At 62.3% G+C, this 17816-nt stretch carries 18 protein-coding genes and 2 tRNA genes; 11 read left to right on the forward strand and 9 right to left on the reverse strand.

Annotated features, from left to right (window positions below; translation table 11 throughout):
- Positions 1 to 250: 250 nt before the first annotated feature.
- Entirely contained in the window at positions 251 to 445 is a 195-nt protein-coding gene (locus tag HNQ95_RS11410) for a hypothetical protein (RefSeq protein WP_067961573.1), read from the reverse strand.
- A 258-nt stretch (positions 446 to 703) separates the two neighbouring features.
- Here HNQ95_RS11410 and HNQ95_RS11415 point away from each other — a divergent pair, with 258 nt between their 5' ends.
- Positions 704 to 1636 carry a glutaminase gene (locus HNQ95_RS11415; RefSeq protein ID WP_182574098.1) on the forward strand — a complete coding sequence of 311 codons (933 nt, stop codon included), beginning with the start codon at positions 704 to 706 and terminating at the stop codon, positions 1634 to 1636.
- A 39-nt stretch (positions 1637 to 1675) separates the two neighbouring features.
- On the opposite strand, the gene HNQ95_RS33405 is transcribed toward HNQ95_RS11415, so the two are convergent.
- From HNQ95_RS33405 to HNQ95_RS11435, 5 genes are all read right to left on the reverse strand, one after another.
- Positions 1676 to 1813, reverse strand: a complete 138-nt coding sequence (locus HNQ95_RS33405) for a hypothetical protein (RefSeq protein WP_210252494.1) — start codon at positions 1811 to 1813, stop codon at positions 1676 to 1678.
- Positions 1814 to 2269 (reverse strand): hypothetical protein, encoded by a 456-nt coding sequence (locus HNQ95_RS33410; protein WP_210252495.1) that lies wholly within the window; start codon positions 2267 to 2269, stop codon positions 1814 to 1816.
- 168 nt (positions 2270 to 2437) lie between these two features.
- Positions 2438 to 3199: a hypothetical protein gene (locus HNQ95_RS11425; RefSeq protein WP_182574097.1), complete on the reverse strand. Its 762-nt coding sequence runs from the start codon at positions 3197 to 3199 to the stop codon at positions 2438 to 2440.
- Entirely contained in the window at positions 3196 to 4233 is a 1038-nt protein-coding gene (locus HNQ95_RS11430; protein ID WP_182574096.1) for a hypothetical protein, read from the reverse strand. Before HNQ95_RS11430 ends, HNQ95_RS11425 begins: the two co-directional genes overlap by 4 nt.
- Before the next feature lie 299 nt (positions 4234 to 4532).
- Positions 4533 to 4607, reverse strand: a tRNA-Asn gene (locus HNQ95_RS11435).
- A gap of 202 nt (positions 4608 to 4809) precedes the next feature.
- Between HNQ95_RS11435 and HNQ95_RS11440 the strand changes: the two genes are divergently transcribed.
- From HNQ95_RS11440 to HNQ95_RS11480, 9 genes are all read left to right on the forward strand, one after another.
- Positions 4810 to 5073 (forward strand): hypothetical protein, encoded by a 264-nt coding sequence (locus HNQ95_RS11440; RefSeq protein ID WP_067961585.1) that lies wholly within the window; start codon positions 4810 to 4812, stop codon positions 5071 to 5073.
- Positions 5074 to 5337: 264 nt separating this feature from the next.
- Positions 5338 to 5411, forward strand: a tRNA-Cys gene (locus HNQ95_RS11445).
- Between the two features lie 80 nt (positions 5412 to 5491).
- A complete protein-coding gene (locus HNQ95_RS11450; RefSeq protein ID WP_067961587.1) occupies positions 5492 to 6166 on the forward strand; it encodes a protein-L-isoaspartate O-methyltransferase family protein in 675 nt (224 codons plus the stop codon).
- Positions 6167 to 6333: 167 nt separating this feature from the next.
- Positions 6334 to 7716, forward strand: a complete 1383-nt coding sequence (locus tag HNQ95_RS11455; protein ID WP_182574095.1) for a TolC family outer membrane protein — start codon at positions 6334 to 6336, stop codon at positions 7714 to 7716.
- A 263-nt stretch (positions 7717 to 7979) separates the two neighbouring features.
- Positions 7980 to 8732 (forward strand): PopZ family protein, encoded by a 753-nt coding sequence (locus HNQ95_RS11460; RefSeq protein ID WP_246340671.1) that lies wholly within the window; start codon positions 7980 to 7982, stop codon positions 8730 to 8732.
- 140 nt (positions 8733 to 8872) lie between these two features.
- Positions 8873 to 11656 (forward strand): valine--tRNA ligase, encoded by a 2784-nt coding sequence (locus tag HNQ95_RS11465; RefSeq protein WP_182574093.1) that lies wholly within the window; start codon positions 8873 to 8875, stop codon positions 11654 to 11656.
- Positions 11657 to 12023: 367 nt separating this feature from the next.
- Positions 12024 to 13160: an outer membrane protein transport protein gene (locus tag HNQ95_RS11470; protein WP_182574092.1), complete on the forward strand. Its 1137-nt coding sequence runs from the start codon at positions 12024 to 12026 to the stop codon at positions 13158 to 13160.
- 292 nt (positions 13161 to 13452) lie between these two features.
- Complete coding sequence (locus HNQ95_RS11475) at positions 13453 to 13884, forward strand: hypothetical protein (RefSeq protein WP_182574091.1); 432 nt, start codon at positions 13453 to 13455, stop codon at positions 13882 to 13884.
- Complete coding sequence (locus tag HNQ95_RS11480) at positions 13871 to 14689, forward strand: tetratricopeptide repeat protein (RefSeq protein ID WP_067961595.1); 819 nt, start codon at positions 13871 to 13873, stop codon at positions 14687 to 14689. Before HNQ95_RS11475 ends, HNQ95_RS11480 begins: the two co-directional genes overlap by 14 nt.
- Positions 14690 to 14814: 125 nt before the next feature.
- Here HNQ95_RS11480 and xth read toward each other — a convergent pair whose 3' ends face one another.
- Complete coding sequence (xth, locus tag HNQ95_RS11485) at positions 14815 to 15606, reverse strand: exodeoxyribonuclease III (protein ID WP_182574137.1); 792 nt, start codon at positions 15604 to 15606, stop codon at positions 14815 to 14817.
- Positions 15607 to 15611: 5 nt separating this feature from the next.
- On the reverse strand, positions 15612 to 15752 hold the full coding sequence (locus HNQ95_RS11490) for a hypothetical protein (RefSeq protein ID WP_157097079.1): 141 nt from the start codon (positions 15750 to 15752) through the stop codon (positions 15612 to 15614).
- Here HNQ95_RS11490 and HNQ95_RS11495 point away from each other — a divergent pair.
- On the forward strand, positions 15745 to 17229 hold the full coding sequence (locus HNQ95_RS11495) for a nucleobase:cation symporter-2 family protein (RefSeq protein ID WP_067961599.1): 1485 nt from the start codon (positions 15745 to 15747) through the stop codon (positions 17227 to 17229). The genes HNQ95_RS11490 and HNQ95_RS11495 overlap by 8 nt on opposite strands.
- A 51-nt stretch (positions 17230 to 17280) precedes the next feature.
- Here the strand turns inward: HNQ95_RS11495 and HNQ95_RS11500 are convergent, their stop codons facing one another.
- Positions 17281 to 17766: a GNAT family N-acetyltransferase gene (locus tag HNQ95_RS11500; RefSeq protein WP_182574090.1), complete on the reverse strand. Its 486-nt coding sequence runs from the start codon at positions 17764 to 17766 to the stop codon at positions 17281 to 17283.
- Positions 17767 to 17816 lie beyond the last annotated feature (50 nt).

Below are 17816 nucleotides of genomic sequence, written 5' to 3' on the forward strand. Positions count from 1 at the left end.
CCGGGCAAAACCTGCAGCATTCCAGCGTTCCTCACCACTCTTGCCGGAGCTGATTCCGGCCTGATTTCGGAAGGACGTTAGGGGAGGCGGGGTGATTGCGGCGTGAGTGAAACGTCAAAACAGCCGTGAAATGCAGATTTGACGGCCCATCAGATGGGGCCCATGTTCCTCACGCGCCAAGTGTTTCGGCAATCGCCTCGGTGACAGCGACGCGCAGATCGTGCGCGGTCGCGTCGCCAGTCGTGAAGGTTCAGCGTCCCGACGAGCCGTTGCTGCGGCGGGGGCCGGCGAGTTCCCTGCCAAGCGCCAACGCTTCCTGCAGGTCGGTTGCGTATTTGGCCGTATCTTCGAGGCCGCCGAAATAATTGAGCCGGATGGTTTCACCTCGCTTGCTCATGACCACGCCGATGCTCCGCAGGCTCTCACGCACATCAGAAAAACGCATATCGCAACGTCTCCGTTTGGTGGGTTGAACGAACATTAGAGGTTGCTTGTAACAGTGCCGTGTTGACGCAACGTGAGGGATACGTGAATCGCCGCTACGAAAGTTTCGCTTTCGGCACATCTTTCGACGATTCGGCGGCCGCCAGCCCACAAAGCGTCAGGGTTGTGCCGCTCTGTGATGACCAGGGGATGGGTGGCGTCGCGCGCGACTTGATGTAGAACGGCCTGCCGGTTCGAGCCGGTCGAAGCAGGAAGTGTCATGCCCAGCCTCCAGGATACGCTGAACGAGATCGTCGCCGAGATGGCAGCGCAGACGGAGCGCGGCGAGGTTGCCTCCTACATTCCAGAACTGGGCAAGGTCGATCCGGCCAAATTCGCCATCGCAGTGGTCAAGAACGACGGCGAAGTGGCGGCGGCGGGTGACGCCGACGAGCCGTTTTCGATCCAGAGCATATCGAAGGTGTTCACCCTGGCGCTGGCGCTTGGTCGAGTCGGCGACCAGCTGTGGAACCGCGTCGGGCGCGAACCTTCAGGCACGGCCTTCAACTCCATCGTCCAGCTCGAACTCGAACACGGCATTCCGCGCAATCCTTTCATCAATGCCGGGGCCATCGTCGTCTCCGACGTGCTGCTGTCGGGCCACCAGCCGCGCGAAGCGATCGGCGAGGTGCTGAGCTTCATGCGCACTGTGGCCGACGACGATTCTGTCATCATCGACCGCGACGTGGCCAATTCCGAGCGCGCCACCGGCTTCCGCAATTTCGCACTGGCCAATTATCTCAAGGGGTTCGGCAATCTGAACCACGCGCCCGAGATGACGCTGGGCGTCTATTTCCACCATTGCGCCGTTGCCATGAGCTGCCTGCAACTGGCCAATGCGGGGCGGTTCCTGGCCAATGCCGGGCGCATCGAGGAGACGGGTCACACGATCGTCTCGAGCGAGCGCGCCCGCCGCATCAACGCGCTGATGCTGACCTGCGGACACTATGACGGTTCGGGCGAGTTTGCCTTCCGCGTCGGCATTCCCGGAAAAAGCGGCGTCGGCGGCGGCATCCTGGCGATCGTGCCTGGTGTGGCATCGATCGCCGTGTGGTCGCCGGGGCTCAATGCGCGCGGCAACTCGATGCTGGGCTCGATCGCGCTGGAACGGCTGACCAAAAGGATGAACTGGTCGATTTTCGCCTCGCGCTGAGGCATTCCGCGCTGGACGATGTTGCAGGCCGGCCCGGGCTCAGGCACCGCCGGTTTTGCGTTGCTCTGCCAGCCAGCTGTCATGCAGCCATTTTTCGCTCTGGCGGCGGCCTTTGAGGTTGGCCCAGACGATGTCGCGCTCGAACACCATCACCTCGCGGTCGGCGCCGACGATCACCTAGAACCAGCGGCCGTCGACAAGATTGCGCATTTTCACCTTCATGCCCGTCAACGTTGTGCTCTTGCCGTCAGCGCGGATCGTCTCGTCATGCGGAGCAATGAAGCTGACCTCGCGGCGTGACAGAAGGTCGGCGGCATGGTCGGACAGGAACCGCATGGCGATGTCATGCGCTTCGTCCTGGCTGGGCGGGGCGCCGTCGCGCAGCGCGAGATGCATGCGCACGAAGCCCTTGAGCCTGCCGGAGGTGGCGCCCACGGTGCTGAAATGCTCGCCGCCCAGGCCAGCATGGCGTTTGTCCGCACGTTCCATGCGGATGAGCACGGCGCCTTCGCCGTCGACCTCGATCTTGCCCTTTTCGACATTGACGTAGCCCGCTGGCACCGGGAGTGCCGCGAGGATGTCATGAGGCGAGGCGATGACGGGCGTTCCGGAAGTTGGGCTGGTCGCTGTCATGGTTTCCGCGCTGATCTGGCAATCAGCACTGCTGCTGGTCGTTCGCGAATCTGCGCGAGGGCGAATGGCTGCGCGGGCGATTGTCCGGCGGGCCTCGGCATTAAGCGGAGAGCGGTCGTGCGGGCAGGGCAACGCCGTGCCGCAAGCCGTCCCGGCAGGATCACCCCGTCACTGCAGGATCGCGTAGCGGGCGCCGGCATTGACCTTGATGGCCGAGCTGCCGCGTTGCGGGGTCGAGGCGATTGTCAGCGTCATGATGGCGCAATTCTTGTTCTGGGCGCGGATCTTGGCGCAGCCCTTGGTAACGGCGTCGTAATACCTCGTCCGTTGTGAAACCCAGCTGTCGGTCATGATCGACTTGTCGTCGCCGTCATTCAGGTTGAGCGGGATTTCTACGTAGTTGAGTTCGGGCGCCTTGGCGACCTCGCCGAATGGCTCGCGCTGGACGAAGGTCAGGCGCATGCTGACCTGGTACAGATCTTCCGTCGGCCGGGCCGAAACCCTGTTGACCGCGCATTTGCTGGCGAAGGCCTTGACGATCAGGTCGCATTCGGCGCGCGCCAGGACGGGCAGGCGAGACGCGAGATACGCCTCGACGTCGTTGGCGTCGAAAGCGTTCTGGTCGCCGCGCCGGATGTCCGTCAGCCGCATATGCATGTTGAGGGAAACAGTGCGCGTCTGCTCGAAGTCGTCGAAGTTGCGCAGCGCCACCAGACCCGGCGCGCCCTCGGACACGACCTTGACGCCCTGGAAATCCGATGCCCGCCGTTCAGCCGCCTTTTCCTGGCTGTCGCTCACCATGCCCATCATCTGCATGATGTAGGCTGCGGCGGCGACGTTGAAGATCAGGCTGCCGATGAGCGGCGCGCCGACCAACAGCAGCAGCACGACGACCACGATCTTGAGAAAACTGCCCTGCATGGCCGTCATTGCTTCCGATTGAGAGTTGTGAGGTCGCCTCCGGCGAGCTGTTGTGCCTTCTTGGTGACGAGGTCGGAATGCTTCGAATCATAGTCGTCGCGGGAGGCGGCAACGAAGGCGTAGTCGGTGCGGGCGAGTTGCACGGTGGCGTCGGTGATGCCACGGTAAGGCAAGCGCTCTTCGAGTGATGCCGGCAGCGGCCCGACGATGGCGTGGTTCATCTGGTCGATGCCGATGGTGACCTCTTCGCTGGCCTTGCCGAAACTGACGCGGAACCAGCGGTCATATCTGTTGTAGATCGCATTGCGGCTGGCGACCGCCTCCTTGGAGATCTGTTCGCCGCCCTTGGCAGCCTCGACGACCCTCCAGAACGGTTGTGGGCGGCGGGATATCGATATCTTGCAATCCTTGGCGGCGTTGCCGGCCAGCACGGTGACCGGCGTGCCGGGCTCGAGATTGACGATACCGGCGTTGCGCGTGCCGATGATGGCAACGCGCGAGAGGCGGGCATTGGGCGATTTCTGGATGTTCCAGAGCGTGTCGAAGCCGCCGGCAAGCACCAGATAGACGGGCGCCGCCGTTTCGGTGACGACCACATTGACCACCCTCAGCCGATCGCCGGAGCGGTTCGAATTGACGCCTGGGTCCTTTCCGTCATTCTGCCATTGCGAGACATAGGCTTGCGCCCGCTCCAGCACTTCCGCCTGCGACAGGGCGAAGACATCGGAAACCTGGTTGGTCTCGTTGGTGTGAATCTGGACGAGCTTGTCGCCGACGGACGGAAGCGGAAACTTGCAGCTTTGGGTCGTCTCGAGCCAGCCGATCTTGGCCGGGCGCTCGCCTTCGACGGGTGCATAGCCCGTGACGACCGATTTGAGCCAGCTGAGAGAATTGTCCTTGCCGACAATGACGTTCGAATCGACCTGATAGCCGAAGCGGTCCGTTCTCAGGGAATCGGCAGGATTACCTTGCGGTGGCGAATCGCTGTCCGAACATCCGGTCAGCAGCAGCGTTAGAATGCCCAGTGAGAGGAAACGTATCATCCTGCGCCCGACAAATGACCTTAAGATATGGTTGCATATCTAGAGTGGACATATTGCAGGTTGCTTAAGGCTGAATGCGCAATTCGTTGCGATGTCTGATTCCGACGAATCGCTTGAGCGGCGATGGTGTGAAAGGCCGATCAATACTGACATGGGCGCTGCCGGCGGCCGATATCAGGTGATCTGCGCTCTAAAGGCGTGACAGGCCTGCAAGGACAGTTTGCGCGGCAAGCGAACAATAACCGAAGACCCGCCAAGGCGAGGGCGGATCTGAAAACTTCAATGCTTTGAGAATGAAGTGGCTCCCCGGGCCGGATTCGAACCAGCGACCAACCGGTTAACAGCCGGTTGCTCTACCACTGAGCTACCGGGGAACAGCGCTCTGGTGTGAACGAGGCGGCGTATAGCAACGGGAATTCGATTTGCAAAGCGGTAATCGAACCTTTTTGCGAGTTTTTCCCAGACAGCTTTCTGGTAATCACCCCGGGACGGCCTCATATGTCCGCTTTACCAAGCCTCTTGCCGGCTTGGCGCGTCATTCGGGCGCACAGGCTTCATCGAGCAAATGCAGGGATAATGACCAGCGCCAGCCCCCAGCAGCCACCCAGACGCAAGATTTCGATCTTCGGCCGCGAATTCGCCATGCCGCGTTCGCGCGGGGTGCGCATCGGCATCGGCGTCGCCCTCTGCTTCTTTGGCCTGCTGGGCTTCCTGCCGGTGCTTGGCTTCTGGATGATTCCGCTCGGACTTCTGGTCCTGTCGCACGAATTCCATGTCGTCCGCCGCGTACGCCGCAGGCTGATCATCTGGTGGGAGCGGCGCAAGCGGCCAGCGAACTAGCGCAAGCGACGCCAGGGAATAGCCCGACATCGCCCTTGCACCGCCCGGGCACGTTGCGAAGGCGTTGGCCGAGCCGCGTCTGGAGGGAAAACAAGGGCGTTGCTGCGATTCTTGCTGCTGCGGTGCATGATCAAATCCTTTGTTGAGCCTTTCCTAGGTCCTTTGCCGTGGCGGCAGCCAAAACCCACGGAGAAAGAGTCGTCTCCCGCTTGACGGCGGAATCCTGGCAACCTATTGGAGCGCTGTAGACGCCCGAAGCGGCGAGGCCTCGTGGCGGAGTGGTTACGCAGAGGACTGCAAATCCTTGCACCCCGGTTCGATTCCGGGCGAGGCCTCCAGCTTCCTCGGCAACCGCCGCCGAGGACCCATTCGGGCAGTTATAGTTGCGCATCACGCGCCGAAGGCGGACCAGTTGAACATGAACGCTGATTTTTCCGAACGTCGCGTGAAGATGGTGGACGGCCAGGTCCGCACCACCGACGTGACCGACGCAGCCATTCTTTCAGCTATGCTGTCCGTGCCGCGCGAAGAATTCGTCGACAGCGGCCATCGCGAGCTTGCCTATATCGACGAAGACATGCGCTACGGCGCGACCGCCGATGCCGATCAGCCGCGCTATCTCATGGAGCCGTCGCCCTTCGCCAAGCTGGCACAGCTGGCAGAAATTGCGCCGAGCGACTTCGTTCTCGATGTCGGTTGCGGCACGGGTTATTCCTCGGCGGTGCTGTCGCGCATCGCCAGTTCGGTGATTGCGCTGGAAAGCGACGCCACGCTCGCCGCAAAGGCAACCTCGACGCTTTCGTCGCTCGGCCATGACAATGTCGTCGTGGTCACCGCACCTCTTGCCGCCGGTTACCCGTCGCAGGCGCCATACGACGTCATCTTCGTCGGCGGCAGCGTCGAACAGGTGCCCGAGGCGCTGCTCGGCCAGCTCAAGGATGGCGGCCGGCTGGTCGTCGTCGAGGGTCGCGGCAATGCCGGCGTCGCCAGCGTCTACCTCAAGGACGGTGCCATTGTGACGGCGCGCCGTGCTTTCAATGCGGCAGTTAAGCCACTACCCGGCTTCAATCGCACACACGAATTTGAGTTCTGATCTCCTTTTTCTTGCGGCGGGCAATGCGTCGTGATGATCTAAGGAGCGGACGAGGGTGATTGATTCTGGACTGTTCTGGTCCAGATTGGTCGCTTGTTGTCGGATTCGGCGAGGGGCATTAGTAGCTGTCTTCAGGCAGCTCGCCGCAGAATGAATGAGGGACGCGCGTGTCGTTTTTCCGTAAAAGTGTGTTTGCCGTAGCTTTGGTTTCCGCGACGGCGCTTTCGCCGCTGTCGGCCTCCGCGGAAACGATCCTCGGGGCCTTGGCCAAGGCATATCAGAACAACTCCCAGCTCAATTCGGCCCGCGCCGGGGTGCGTATCATCGATGAAAGCGTGGCGATCGCCAAGTCGGGCTATCGGCCGACGATCAATGGCTCCGCCAGTATCGATTATTCGACGACGCGGCGGGACTCGACGAGCCACCTGACGACCGGCTCGTTCGGCATCGAGATCAAGCAGTCGCTGTTCGACGGTTTCCAGACCAAGAACAACGTCGCAGCTGCCGAGGCGCGTGTGCGCGCCCAGAACCAGAGCTTGCGCAACACCGAGCAGAACATCCTGTTCGATGCGGCGAGCGCCTATATGGATGTGATCCGCGACCGCCAGATCGCGGCGCTCAGGGAACGCAATTTGCAGTTCCTCGGCGAACAGGTTCGCGCTGCCCGTTCGCGTTTCGACGTGGGTGAGGGCACCCGCACCGACGTGGCGCAGGCGGACGCCTCGCGTTCGGCGGCACTCGCGCAATTGGCCGCAGCCCGCGCCCAGGCACTGGCAAGTGCTGCGACCTATCGCCGACTCGTCGGCGAAGACCCGAAGAACCTGAAGGGGGCAGCGCCGCTGTCCAAGCTTCTGCCCAAGAGCCTCGACAGCGCTGTAGCACTGGCGGCCGATCAACATCCGGCGATCCAGGCGACCGAATATCTCGTCGACGCGGCGGGCTTCTCGGTGAAATCGGCCGAAGGCGCGCTGTTGCCGCAACTGTCGGCATCGGCAGGCATTTCGCAGACCCACCGCGACTTTGCTCCTAACACTGGCAATACTGGCTCCGACGGTTGGACGACCTCGGCCAATATCGGCGCATCGCTCGTTGTGCCGATCTATCAGGGTGGCCGCGCTTCAGCGACCGTGCGTCAATCCAAGGAATCGCTTGGCCAGGCCCGCATCGAAGTCGATGTCAGCCGCGACCAGGTTCGTCAGGCGGTGACGTCCGCCTGGACGCAGTACGCGGCGGCGCGTGAGGCGGTGGCGGCGAACCGCGAAGTGATCTCGGCAGCACAGCTGGCGCTTAATGGCGTTATCGAGGAGCGCAATGTCGGCCAGCGCACGACGCTCGACGTGCTCAACTCGCAGAGGGACGTCATCGACGCCCAGATCAACCTGGCGACCGCTGAGCGCGATGTCGTGGTGGCGAGCTATGCCATCCTGTCGGCCGCCGGCAATCTGTCGGTCGAGCGGCTCAATCTGCAGGTGACCAAGTACAAGCCGGAAGAGCACTACAACGCCGTCAAGGACAAGTGGATCGGTCTCCGCACGCCGGATGGCCGCTGAGCTTCAGCGAGCCGGCTACCTGATAGGCGGGCGTCTGCTCCTATGGAGCAGGCGCCCGTTTTCGTTTTGCCGACGAGCGGCCGGGACACTGTATTCTGTTGAAATCGCCAGGGGTGTCCGATTGGGGATTCTCGAAGGGGAATCAGTCGGCTACGCTTGGGCTCTGATTCGACGCCCGTTTCGGCGGGCGCATTTTGTATCCTGTCACAAAGGCGGCGGATGTGACGATGGCTCAGGCTAGCAGCGCTCAGCGCGAACCCTCGATGGAAGAGATTCTCGCTTCCATCCGCAGGATCATCGAAGACAACGATACCGGACGCCGTCCGGCGGTTGATTTCGAACAGATGCGGCCGGAGCCCGAAGACGACCGCAGCGACCGCAACATCATCGAAGTCGAGGCATTCCGGGCCGAGTTCCAGGCGCCCAAGGCCGCGCCGGTCGATGTGAAGCCGGCAGAGGCCGTACCGATGGCCGCGAAGCAGGAAGTGCCGCGGCGCGACGAGCCCGCGAAGTGGCCGTCGGCAGAGCCGAAGGTCGCGGCGGCCACCGCAATGCCCATGCGCTCAACCGTCGCCGAGGCGCCAGCGCCCGTCGTCGAGACACCGGCGCCCATCGTGGAGATGCCCGCCGCAACCCGCCCGGCTGCCGCAAACTGGGCGCCGCAGTCGACGATCGCCGTCGAGCAGATGGAGCGCCTGGCTGGTCCGCGCGAAGCGGAGAAGCAGACACCTCAGGTCGTTGCCCAGACCGTAGTGGCAACGCCGGAGCCTGCCGTGGCCGAAGAGCTGGCCGCGCCGAAGCCTGCGATCATCTCGGAACAGGCGGGTCGCCAGATCTCAGCGGCTTTCGGCGAGCTCAACGACGCGTACGCGGCGCGCAGCCGCAAGTCCTTCGACGACATCGCCACCGAGATGCTGCGGCCGATGCTGCAGGACTGGCTGGACAACAACCTGCCGACGCTGGTCGAACGGCTGGTACGCGAAGAGATCGAACGCGTGGCACGCGGCGCACAGTGATTTCGGCTCTGCCGACATGAAAGCGCCGCCTTCGGGCGGCGTTTTCGTTTCCGGCTGGTGCTTGCCGCGCTGTTGACTTGGTTGCACCCATCCGATTTACACCGGACCAACAGATCCGGACCAAAACGGAACCAATTCCGATGCTTGAGAAGACCTACGACGCCAAAACAGTCGAACCCAGGATTGCCAAGGCCTGGGAAGATGCCGACGCCTTCAAGGCAGGCGCCGGCGCGCCCGAGGGTGCCGACCCGTTCACCATCGTCATCCCGCCGCCCAATGTCACCGGCTCGCTGCATATGGGCCATGCGCTGAACAACACGCTGCAGGACATTCTGGTCCGCTTCGAGCGCATGCGTGGCAAGAACGTGCTGTGGCAGCCCGGCATGGACCATGCCGGCATCGCCACCCAGATGGTTGTCGAGCGCAAGCTGATGGAAAAGCAGATCCATCGCCGCGACCTGACCCGCGAGCAGTTCGTCGACAAGGTCTGGGAGTGGAAGGACGAGTCCGGCGGCATGATCTTCAACCAGCTGAAGCGGCTGGGTGCCTCCTGCGACTGGTCGCGTGAGCGCTTCACCATGGACGAGGGCCTGTCCAAGGCCGTCATCGAGGTGTTTGTGACGCTGCACAAGCAGGGCCTGATCTACAAGGACAAGCGCCTTGTGAACTGGGATCCGAAGCTCCTGACCGCGATTTCCGATCTCGAGGTCGAGCAGCACGAGATCAACGGCAATCTCTGGCACTTCCGCTATCCTGTCGAAGGTGAGGTCTACGATCCGGAGAACCCGGCGACCTACATCACGGTTGCGACCACGCGACCTGAGACGATGCTCGGCGATACCGCCGTTGCCGTCCATCCCGAAGACGTGCGCTACGCAGCCCTCGTCGGCAGACACGTCGTGCTGCCGATCGTCGGCCGCAGGATCCCCATCGTCGCCGACGAATATTCCGATCCGGAAAAGGGGTCGGGCGCGGTCAAGATCACGCCGGCACATGACTTCAACGACTTCGAGGTCGGCAAGCGCCACAACCTGCCGCAGATCAACATCCTGACCGTCGAGGCCAACATCAACATCGTCGACAACGACGAGTTCCTCGAAGGCGTCGAGCGCACCGAGATGCGCGACGGCGTGTGGGCGCAACTGCACGGCCTCGACCGCTTCGCGGCGCGCAAGCTGATCGTCCAGATCATGGAAGAGGGCGGTTTCCTCGACAAGATCGAGCCCCACAAGCACATGGTGCCGCATGGCGACCGTGGCGGCGTGCCGATCGAGCCGTTCTTGACCGACCAGTGGTACGTCAACGCCGCCGAGATGGCCAAGCCTGCCTTGCGCTCGGTGCGCGAGGGCCGCACCAACTTCGTGCCCAAGAACTGGGAAAAGACCTATTTCGACTGGATGGAGAACATCCAGCCCTGGTGCGTGTCGCGTCAGCTGTGGTGGGGTCACCAGATTCCGGCCTGGTATGGCCCGGACGGCCAGGTCTTCGTCGAGCGCAGCGAGGAAGAAGCCCTCGATGCAGCGATCCAGCACTATCTCGCGCTTGAAGGGCCGTGGAAGGCCTGGGTCGAGGAGCGCCTCGAGAATTTCGAACCGGGCAAGATCCTGACCCGCGATGAGGACGTGCTCGACACCTGGTTCTCGTCGGCGCTGTGGCCGTTCTCGACGCTCGGCTGGCCGGACAAGACGCCCGAGCTCGAAACCTATTACCAGACCGACGTGCTGGTGACCGGCTTCGACATCATCTTCTTCTGGGTCGCCCGCATGATGATGATGGGCCTGCATTTCATGGAAGAGGAGCCGTTCCACACGGTCTACGTCCATGCGCTGGTTCGCGACAAGAACGGCCAGAAGATGTCGAAGTCGAAGGGCAACGTCATCGATCCGCTGGAGCTGATCGACGAGTACGGCGCCGACGCGCTGCGCTTCACCCTGGCGATCATGGCCGCGCAGGGCCGCGACGTGAAGCTCGATCCGGCCCGCATTGCCGGCTACCGCAACTTCGGCACCAAGCTGTGGAATGCCACGCGCTTTGCCGAGATGAACGGTGTCGCGCGCAATGACGAATTCTGGCTCAACGACGCCAAGCTGACCGTCAACCGCTGGATCCTGACCGAACTGACCCGCGCGACGCGCGAGGTGACTGCGGCGATCACCACCTACCGCTTCAACGAGGCGGCTGGTGCTGCCTATCGTTTCGTCTGGAACACCTTCTGCGACTGGTACCTCGAACTGCTCAAGCCGATCTTCATGGGCGAGGACGAGGCCGCCAAGACGGAAAGCCAGGCGGTCGCGGCTTTCGTGCTCGACGAGATCTACAAGCTCTTGCATCCGATGATGCCGTTCATGACCGAGGAGCTGTGGGCGCACACCGCCGGCGAGGGCAAGGAGCGCACGTCGCTTCTGTGCCACGCTGCATGGCCGGCGCCTGATTTCGAGGACGTGGGCGCTGCGGCCGAGATCAACTGGCTCGTCGATCTCGTCAGCGGCATCCGCTCGGTTCGGTCCGAAATGAACGTGCCGCCGGCGGCGATCGCGCCGCTCGTCTTCGTCGGGGCCAATGCCGAGACGCTGGAGCGCCTGAAGCGCCATCAGTCGGCGATTGCGCGCCTCGCCCGCGTCGGCGAGATCACGCATGAGGCGGCGGCACCCAAGGGAGCGGCCCAGATCGTCGCCGGCGAAGCCACTGCCTGCCTGCCGCTCGGCAGCCTGATTGACCTCTCCGCCGAAGCGGCGCGCCTGCAGAAGGAGCTCGCCAAGACGACCGAGGAGATCGCCCGGCTGCACAAGAAGCTGTCGAACGAGAAGTTCGTCGCTTCGGCTCCGGAAGAGATCGTCGCAGCCGAGCGCGAAAAGCTCGAGGACTACCGCCGGACGCAGGAAAAGCTCGACACGGCGCTGTCGCGCGTGCGCGACGCCGGCTGACGATTCGAAGCTCAAAACCTGCCGCGCGATGACGTTGCGGCAGGCTTTGCTTGTGCCGTCAGAAAAGGCATGTCGCTGCGTAAATTGTGGCCAATGTAACTATTTTGCGCCCGATTGTTGCCATAATGTAACAAGCCTCCAAAACAGCCCGATTTCGGGCTGTTTTTGCATTCCGGTTCCGGATTTCCCTGGAGATTCAGGATCGAATGATGCGGAATTGGCTAAAATTGACGTTTGCGTAAGCGGAAGGCGATGACCCCTGCCATGCCCCTGCCGCTGGGCCGCCAATGTTTGCAAAAAATCAATGTTGCGTGAGCAGTCTGAATTCGTTCAATTCTCGTCACGAGGCATTCGGGAGAGGACCACCATGAACATTTCGCGTCTCAAAGCGCTGCTGGGGGCAACGGCGCTGACGATCGTTGCGGCAGGCGCAGCCCAGGCTGGCGGTTTTTCGCGCGGCACGGCCGATACGGACATCCTGTTTGAACAGGGCAACTTTAACCTGCGTACCAGCGTCGTCGTGGTCAAGCCGCACCGCGAATTCACTGTAAATGGCTACGCGGACGGTACTGGCTACAATTTCGCGGATACTTATGTCGTCCCGTCAGCTGCCGTTAAGTTCAAGTTCTTTGACCAGCTTTCCTGCGCCGGGACAGTGAGCCAGCCGTATGGCGGTGGCGTGAGCTATCGTGGGCTGGGCAATGGTACGCTGAGGAAACTGGAAGAGGATTTTACCGTAACTGAGTATGGTGCTACTTGCGCCTTCAAGTACGAAATGGGCAAGGGAAGCCTCTCGTTCCTTGGCGGTCTTTTTGTCGAAAACGTCGACTACACTCTGCTTGGCGGCAGTGGTACCGTTTCGGTAAAGCTGAAGGATAACGATATTGGTTGGCGAGCTGGCCTCGCATACGAGATACCGGAAATCGCACTGCGCGCTCAGTTGATGTACCGCTCGGGTACCGATGTGGCGGCAGAGGGTACGACCAACGGAGCACCGGTTGCTCAGGGCTTCGCGGAGCTTCCACAGAGCGTTGAGTTGAAGGTTCAGTCCGGCATCGCTCCGGGTTGGCTCGCATACGGTAGTGTGAAGTGGACGGACTGGTCGGTAAACGAGCGGCTCTTGCTCGTTCTAAACAAGTTCAATCCTGGTCCCAACACTCGGGTTAACACCTACAATTGGCAGGACGGCTGGACGGTCACGGGCGGTATCGGCCACGCGTTTACGGATGCGATCTCCGGCACGGTCTTTGCGACCTGGGATCGTGGCGTCGGCACCGGCTGGGATCTTCAGAGCGATACCTACACCGTTGGTGCCGGCGTTTCGATGAAGGACAAGATCGGCGGCGAACTCCGCGCCGGCGTCGGTCTGTCTTATCTGACCGCCGCGACCGAAGATAAGTATAGCCTTGCTCTGCCCATGACTGATCCGGCATTTGGCTTCAATCGTGCCGTCGGCAACGACTGGTCCGTCGCCGTCTCGGCTGGCTACAGCGTGAAGTGGTAAGCTCCACAATCGATCCAGAAGAAGCCGGGCCTCGTGCCCGGCTTTTTTGTGGCCTGTCGCCGATGCAGCGCGTTTCTTATTTGGAAACCATGGCGCGGCAAGTCGGCAACAGTTGTGACGATTCGGCAACACTTTTTAATCAAGCTATCGGCTAAGGAACATGACGGGGACATTGCCAATTTCCCGCCATAAACCCGGCGCACCTCGAATGGGTCTTCGGACCAGCGCCCGGTTGAGGGACGTTGGCAACGGAAACCAACAGCAAAGTCGCGATGTCGCGGCGGGAACAGAAATGAACGCCAAGGCGACCTTCATGGCCAAGCTGCCCAGCCGTCGAAAGACGGCGGCATCGGCCTTTGGACGCCGCTTTTCCTGCCGTGCTTCGAGTTTTCGCGCGCCCCGCAGAAGTATTGGCGTCGTCATACACTCCGCAGGCGTGCCGGCGCAGTTGGCCGCCGATCACGATTTCTTGCAAGGCCTTGGCCGTAGTTTGGTCGAAAACAACGCGCATCTTGATGTGATCGATGTCGTGGACCTGGCGCAGACGGCCGCAGAGGCTGGCCTGGCGCGGTCCGACTGCGAAAGCGTGGAGAGGGCGAAAGAATGGAATCCGGGTCCGGCCGAAAAGCTGGGCGCGATCTGGAATTGTGTCCGAGCTGCAGGGCGAGGCCACGGTCACCCACCGAGGTGGGCGGAAGAAACGTACTGCCATGCGCATATCTGAGTTGGTAAGAGCATCAGCCTTTTCGGCGCTTGTCGCGGTCTCCCTGTTGGGCGCCGCAGGCGAGGCGCTGGCGTTCGACGACAAGGTGTTCGACGACAAGACCGGCGTGAAGCCGGAATCGAACCCGTGGGCTGTGTTCCAGTTCGGCTTCTCCGCTTACAAGAGCGGTCACAAGGACCAGGCCGTCGAGGCCTATCGTTACGCCGCTGAAAATGGCCAGATCGGCGCCACCTGGAAGCTCGCGCGCATGTATGCCGAAGGCGACGGCGTCGCCCAGGACGACTACGAGGCCTTCAAGTTCTTCACCGAGATCGCCGAGCAGGATGTCGAGCCCGGCTCGCCTGAGGAGAGTTATGTCTCCGATGCGCTCGTGGCACTCGGTGGCTACATGAAGGAAGGCATCCCGGGAAGCCCGGTCTCGGCCAACCCGGTCGCCGCGCAGGAATATTACATGCGCGCCGCCGCCAACTACCGCAATGCCAATGCCCAGTACGAGATGGGCAAGATGTTCCTCAAGGGCGACGGTGGCGTGAAGGCGTCCGTCAAGCAGGCTGGCCGCTGGCTGCAGCTGGCGGCGGAAAAGGGCCATGCCGGCGCGCAGGCGACGCTTGGCAATCTCTTGTTCCAGAGCGGCAAGGTGGTGCGCGGCCTTGCCATGATGACCGCGGCCCTCGAACGCGCCCAGCCCTCCGACCAGCCCTGGATCCGCGGCATGCAGGAAGAGGCATTTGCGCTGGCCGACGAATCCGATCGCCGCACGGCGATCTCGCTTGCCGAAGACATCCTGACCAAAGGCAACCAGTAGGCGGCACAGCGGTTGCGGCCGGCTTGCAGCACTTGTCGGCGAGACCGCCATTGGCGGTCGCCAACCAGTTTCCCCAAGATTGTGAATTGCAATAGGTGCGCCAGAGCCGGAGCTGTGGCAGTGCCTCACGCCGCCTGAAGGGTGAGGTCGATCGCCACCGGCACGTGGTCGGACGGCTTTTCCCAAGCGCGCACGTGCTTTTCGATCGAGGCCGAGGCGAAGCGGTTCGCGGCTTCCGGCGACAACAGCAGGTGGTCGATGCGGATGCCATTGTTCTTCTGCCAGGCGCCGGCCTGGTAATCCCAGAAGGTATAGACGTCGGGCTGGTCGGTGACCGCGCGCACGGCCTCGGTAAAGCCGAGGTTGACCAGCCGGCGGAACGCCTGCCGCGTCTCGGGCTGGTACAGTGCATCGCCCAGCCACAGCTCGATGTTGCGGGCGTCCATGGCCTCGGGGATGACGTTGTAGTCGCCGGCGAGCACCAGCGCCTCTTCGAGTGCCAACCGCTGCGTTGCCCAGCGCTCCAGCCGCGCCATCCATGACAGCTTGTAGGGGAATTTTTCGGTGCCGACGGGGTTGCCGTTGGGCAGGTAGAGCGACACCACGCGCAGCACGCCCTTGTCGGTCGAGAACACGCCTTCGATGAATCGCGCCTGCTCGTCGGCATCATCGCCCGGCAGGCCGCGATTGACCTCGTCGAAGCGCAGCTTGGAGAGGATCGCGACGCCGTTGAAGCCCTTCTGGCCGTGGGTTTCGACATTGTAGCCGAGCGCCTCGATCTCGAAACGTGGAAAGCCTTCGTCGACCGTCTTGATTTCCTGCAGACAGACAATGTCCGGATCGCTTTCCTTGAGCCAATGCACAAGGTTCTCGATACGGGCACGGACACCGTTGATGTTCCAGGTGACGATCTTCATGAATTTCACGCGATGATTTCAAACAATTCTTGATAGCCTGCACGGCGGTTCCAGACGATCCTGCACCATCCCTTGGGAGAAGGGAACCGGTCCTCTTCGGCATTCTTCGGACCGGCTGGCAAAAGGGGAACAAATGCCATGTCCAACAGTACTCATCCTGTGGACGAGGTGCTTCCAGCGCCTCGCCTAGCCGCGCTCGGCATCCAGCACGTGCTGGTCATGTATGCCGGCGCTATCGCGGTGCCGCTCATCATCGGACGAGCCCTCAAGCTCGATCCGGAGCAGGTCGCCTTCCTGATCTCCGCTGATCTTTTCGTCTGCGGCCTCGTCACCATCATCCAGTCCTTCGGCGCGACCCAGTGGTTCGGCATCAAGCTGCCGGTCATGATGGGCGTCACCTTCGCCGCCGTTGGCCCGATGGTCGCCATGGCCAACGCCAATCAGGGCCCCGACGGCGCCCGCATGATCTTCGGCGCCATCATCGGCGCCGGCATCGTGGCCTTCCTGATCGCGCCGCTTGTAAGCCGCATGCTCAGGTTTTTTCCGCCTGTTGTCACCGGCACCATCATCGTCGTCATCGGCGCGTCGCTGATGCGCATCGGCATCAACTGGATATTCGGCAACCCGGTCGGTCCGACCGCGCCCCGGCTGGTGGCGCCCGAGCATGCCGAATGGCTGAAGACCGTGACTGAGATGGCGGCTGCCACCGGCTCGACCATCCCGCCGATCCCGGCCAAGCTTGCGCTCGCCGCAACCGCGCCCAACGCCGCCTATGCGCCGCTGGTCAATGTCGGCATCTCGGCGGTCGTGCTGCTGTCGATCCTGGTCATCGCCAAGTTCGGCAAGGGGTTTGTCGCCAACATCGCCGTGCTGCTCGGCATCCTCATTGGAGGCGTGCTCACCGCTTCGCTCGGCATGATGCATTTCGACAAGGTCGCTTCGGCTGAGTGGTTCGAGCTCATCACGCCGCTGCGCTTCGGCATGCCGATCTTCGACCCGATCCTGATCATCACGATGGTGCTGGTGATGATCGTCGTGATGATCGAATCGACAGGCATGTTCCTGGCGCTCGGCGACATGACCGGACGCAAGGTGACCCAGCCGATGCTGTCGGCGGGCCTGCGCACCGATGGTCTTGGCACCATTATCGGCGGCCTGTTCAACACCTTTCCGTACACCTCCTTCTCGCAGAATGTCGGCCTCGTCGGCGTTACCGGCGTCAAGAGCCGCTTTGTCTGCGTTGCCGGCGGTGTGATCCTGCTGATCCTGGGACTGGTGCCCAAGATGGGCGCGCTGGTCGAGGCGCTGCCCACCGTGGTGCTCGGTGGTGCGGGGCTGGTGATGTTCGGCATGGTGGCGGCGACCGGCATCCGCATCCTGTCCAATGTCGACTTCAAGACCAACCGCAACAACCTGTTCGTGGTCGCGGTCTCCATCGGCTTCGGCATGATCCCGCTCGTCGCCCCCGACTTCAAGATGTGGATGCCGCACGACATCCACCCGCTGATCGAGTCGGGCATCCTTCTGGCATCGGTGTCGGCGGTGGTGCTGAACGCCTTCTTCAACGGCACCAAGGTCAACGAGGCTGAGATCCGCGAAGCTGCGATGGCGTCGGAAGCTTGATGCCGGACCACTGGCAAGAGACGAGGGCCCCTGCGTGGGGCCCTCTGCCTTTCAGGCGTCCAGCCGGTGCACGTAGAACTTGGTGTCGATGAACACGACCGGGAAGCTCGCCGGCAGGTCGGATCTGGCGACCTCGGCAAAGCCGTTCTTCTCGTAGAAGCGATGGGCGGCAAGAAACCTGTCGGTGGTGCCGAGATAGACCGCGCGGATGCCGCGTTCGCGGGCCGTGGCAAGCAAGAGCCCCAGCAGCTTTGCGGCGATTCCATGTTCGCGGCCACGCCACTCGGCGGCGACGAACATCTTGCGCAAGGCGGCGAGCCCATCGCCAATGTCGACCAGGCCGATCGTCCCGACGATCTTGCCATCTGCTTCGGCGACCCAGAAATCGCCAAGGTCGCGCTGATAGAATTCTGGAATGATCCGGAGGTCCGGCTGGTGGTCGACGGTAACGTCAAAGCCGAATTCGTCTCGCTGGATGGGCAGGATGACGTTCACCACGGCATCGAAGTCACGCGGTTCAAAAGGACGGATATGCATGCTGTTCCCTTACGCTCGGAATCTTAGAACGCCCGGGGGCAGCGGCGCAT

The organism is Aminobacter ciceronei (assembly GCF_014138625.1).
Taxonomy (GTDB): Bacteria; Pseudomonadota; Alphaproteobacteria; order Rhizobiales; family Rhizobiaceae; genus Aminobacter; species Aminobacter ciceronei.

Excerpts from the sequence above, each read along its gene's own strand:
- HNQ95_RS11425 (WP_182574097.1), bottom strand. The coding sequence starts at position 3,199 with ATGACGGCCATGCAGGGCAGTTTTCTCAAGATCGTGGTCGTCGTGCTG.
- HNQ95_RS11465 (WP_182574093.1), top strand. The coding sequence starts at position 8,873 with ATGCTTGAGAAGACCTACGACGCCAAAACAGTCGAACCCAGGATTGCC.
- HNQ95_RS11415 (WP_182574098.1), top strand. The coding sequence starts at position 704 with ATGCCCAGCCTCCAGGATACGCTGAACGAGATCGTCGCCGAGATGGCA.
- xth (WP_182574137.1), bottom strand. The coding sequence starts at position 15,606 with ATGAAGATCGTCACCTGGAACATCAACGGTGTCCGTGCCCGTATCGAG.
- HNQ95_RS11500 (WP_182574090.1), bottom strand. The coding sequence starts at position 17,766 with ATGCATATCCGTCCTTTTGAACCGCGTGACTTCGATGCCGTGGTGAAC.
- HNQ95_RS11430 (WP_182574096.1), bottom strand. The coding sequence starts at position 4,233 with ATGATACGTTTCCTCTCACTGGGCATTCTAACGCTGCTGCTGACCGGA.
- HNQ95_RS11495 (WP_067961599.1), top strand. The coding sequence starts at position 15,745 with ATGTCCAACAGTACTCATCCTGTGGACGAGGTGCTTCCAGCGCCTCGC.
- HNQ95_RS11450 (WP_067961587.1), top strand. The coding sequence starts at position 5,492 with ATGAACGCTGATTTTTCCGAACGTCGCGTGAAGATGGTGGACGGCCAG.
- HNQ95_RS11475 (WP_182574091.1), top strand. The coding sequence starts at position 13,453 with ATGAACGCCAAGGCGACCTTCATGGCCAAGCTGCCCAGCCGTCGAAAG.
- HNQ95_RS11410 (WP_067961573.1), bottom strand. The coding sequence starts at position 445 with ATGCGTTTTTCTGATGTGCGTGAGAGCCTGCGGAGCATCGGCGTGGTC.
- HNQ95_RS33410 (WP_210252495.1), bottom strand. The coding sequence starts at position 2,269 with ATGACAGCGACCAGCCCAACTTCCGGAACGCCCGTCATCGCCTCGCCT.
- HNQ95_RS11460 (WP_246340671.1), top strand. The coding sequence starts at position 7,980 with ATGGAAGAGATTCTCGCTTCCATCCGCAGGATCATCGAAGACAACGAT.
- HNQ95_RS11470 (WP_182574092.1), top strand. The coding sequence starts at position 12,024 with ATGAACATTTCGCGTCTCAAAGCGCTGCTGGGGGCAACGGCGCTGACG.
- HNQ95_RS11480 (WP_067961595.1), top strand. The coding sequence starts at position 13,871 with ATGCGCATATCTGAGTTGGTAAGAGCATCAGCCTTTTCGGCGCTTGTC.
- HNQ95_RS11440 (WP_067961585.1), top strand. The coding sequence starts at position 4,810 with ATGACCAGCGCCAGCCCCCAGCAGCCACCCAGACGCAAGATTTCGATC.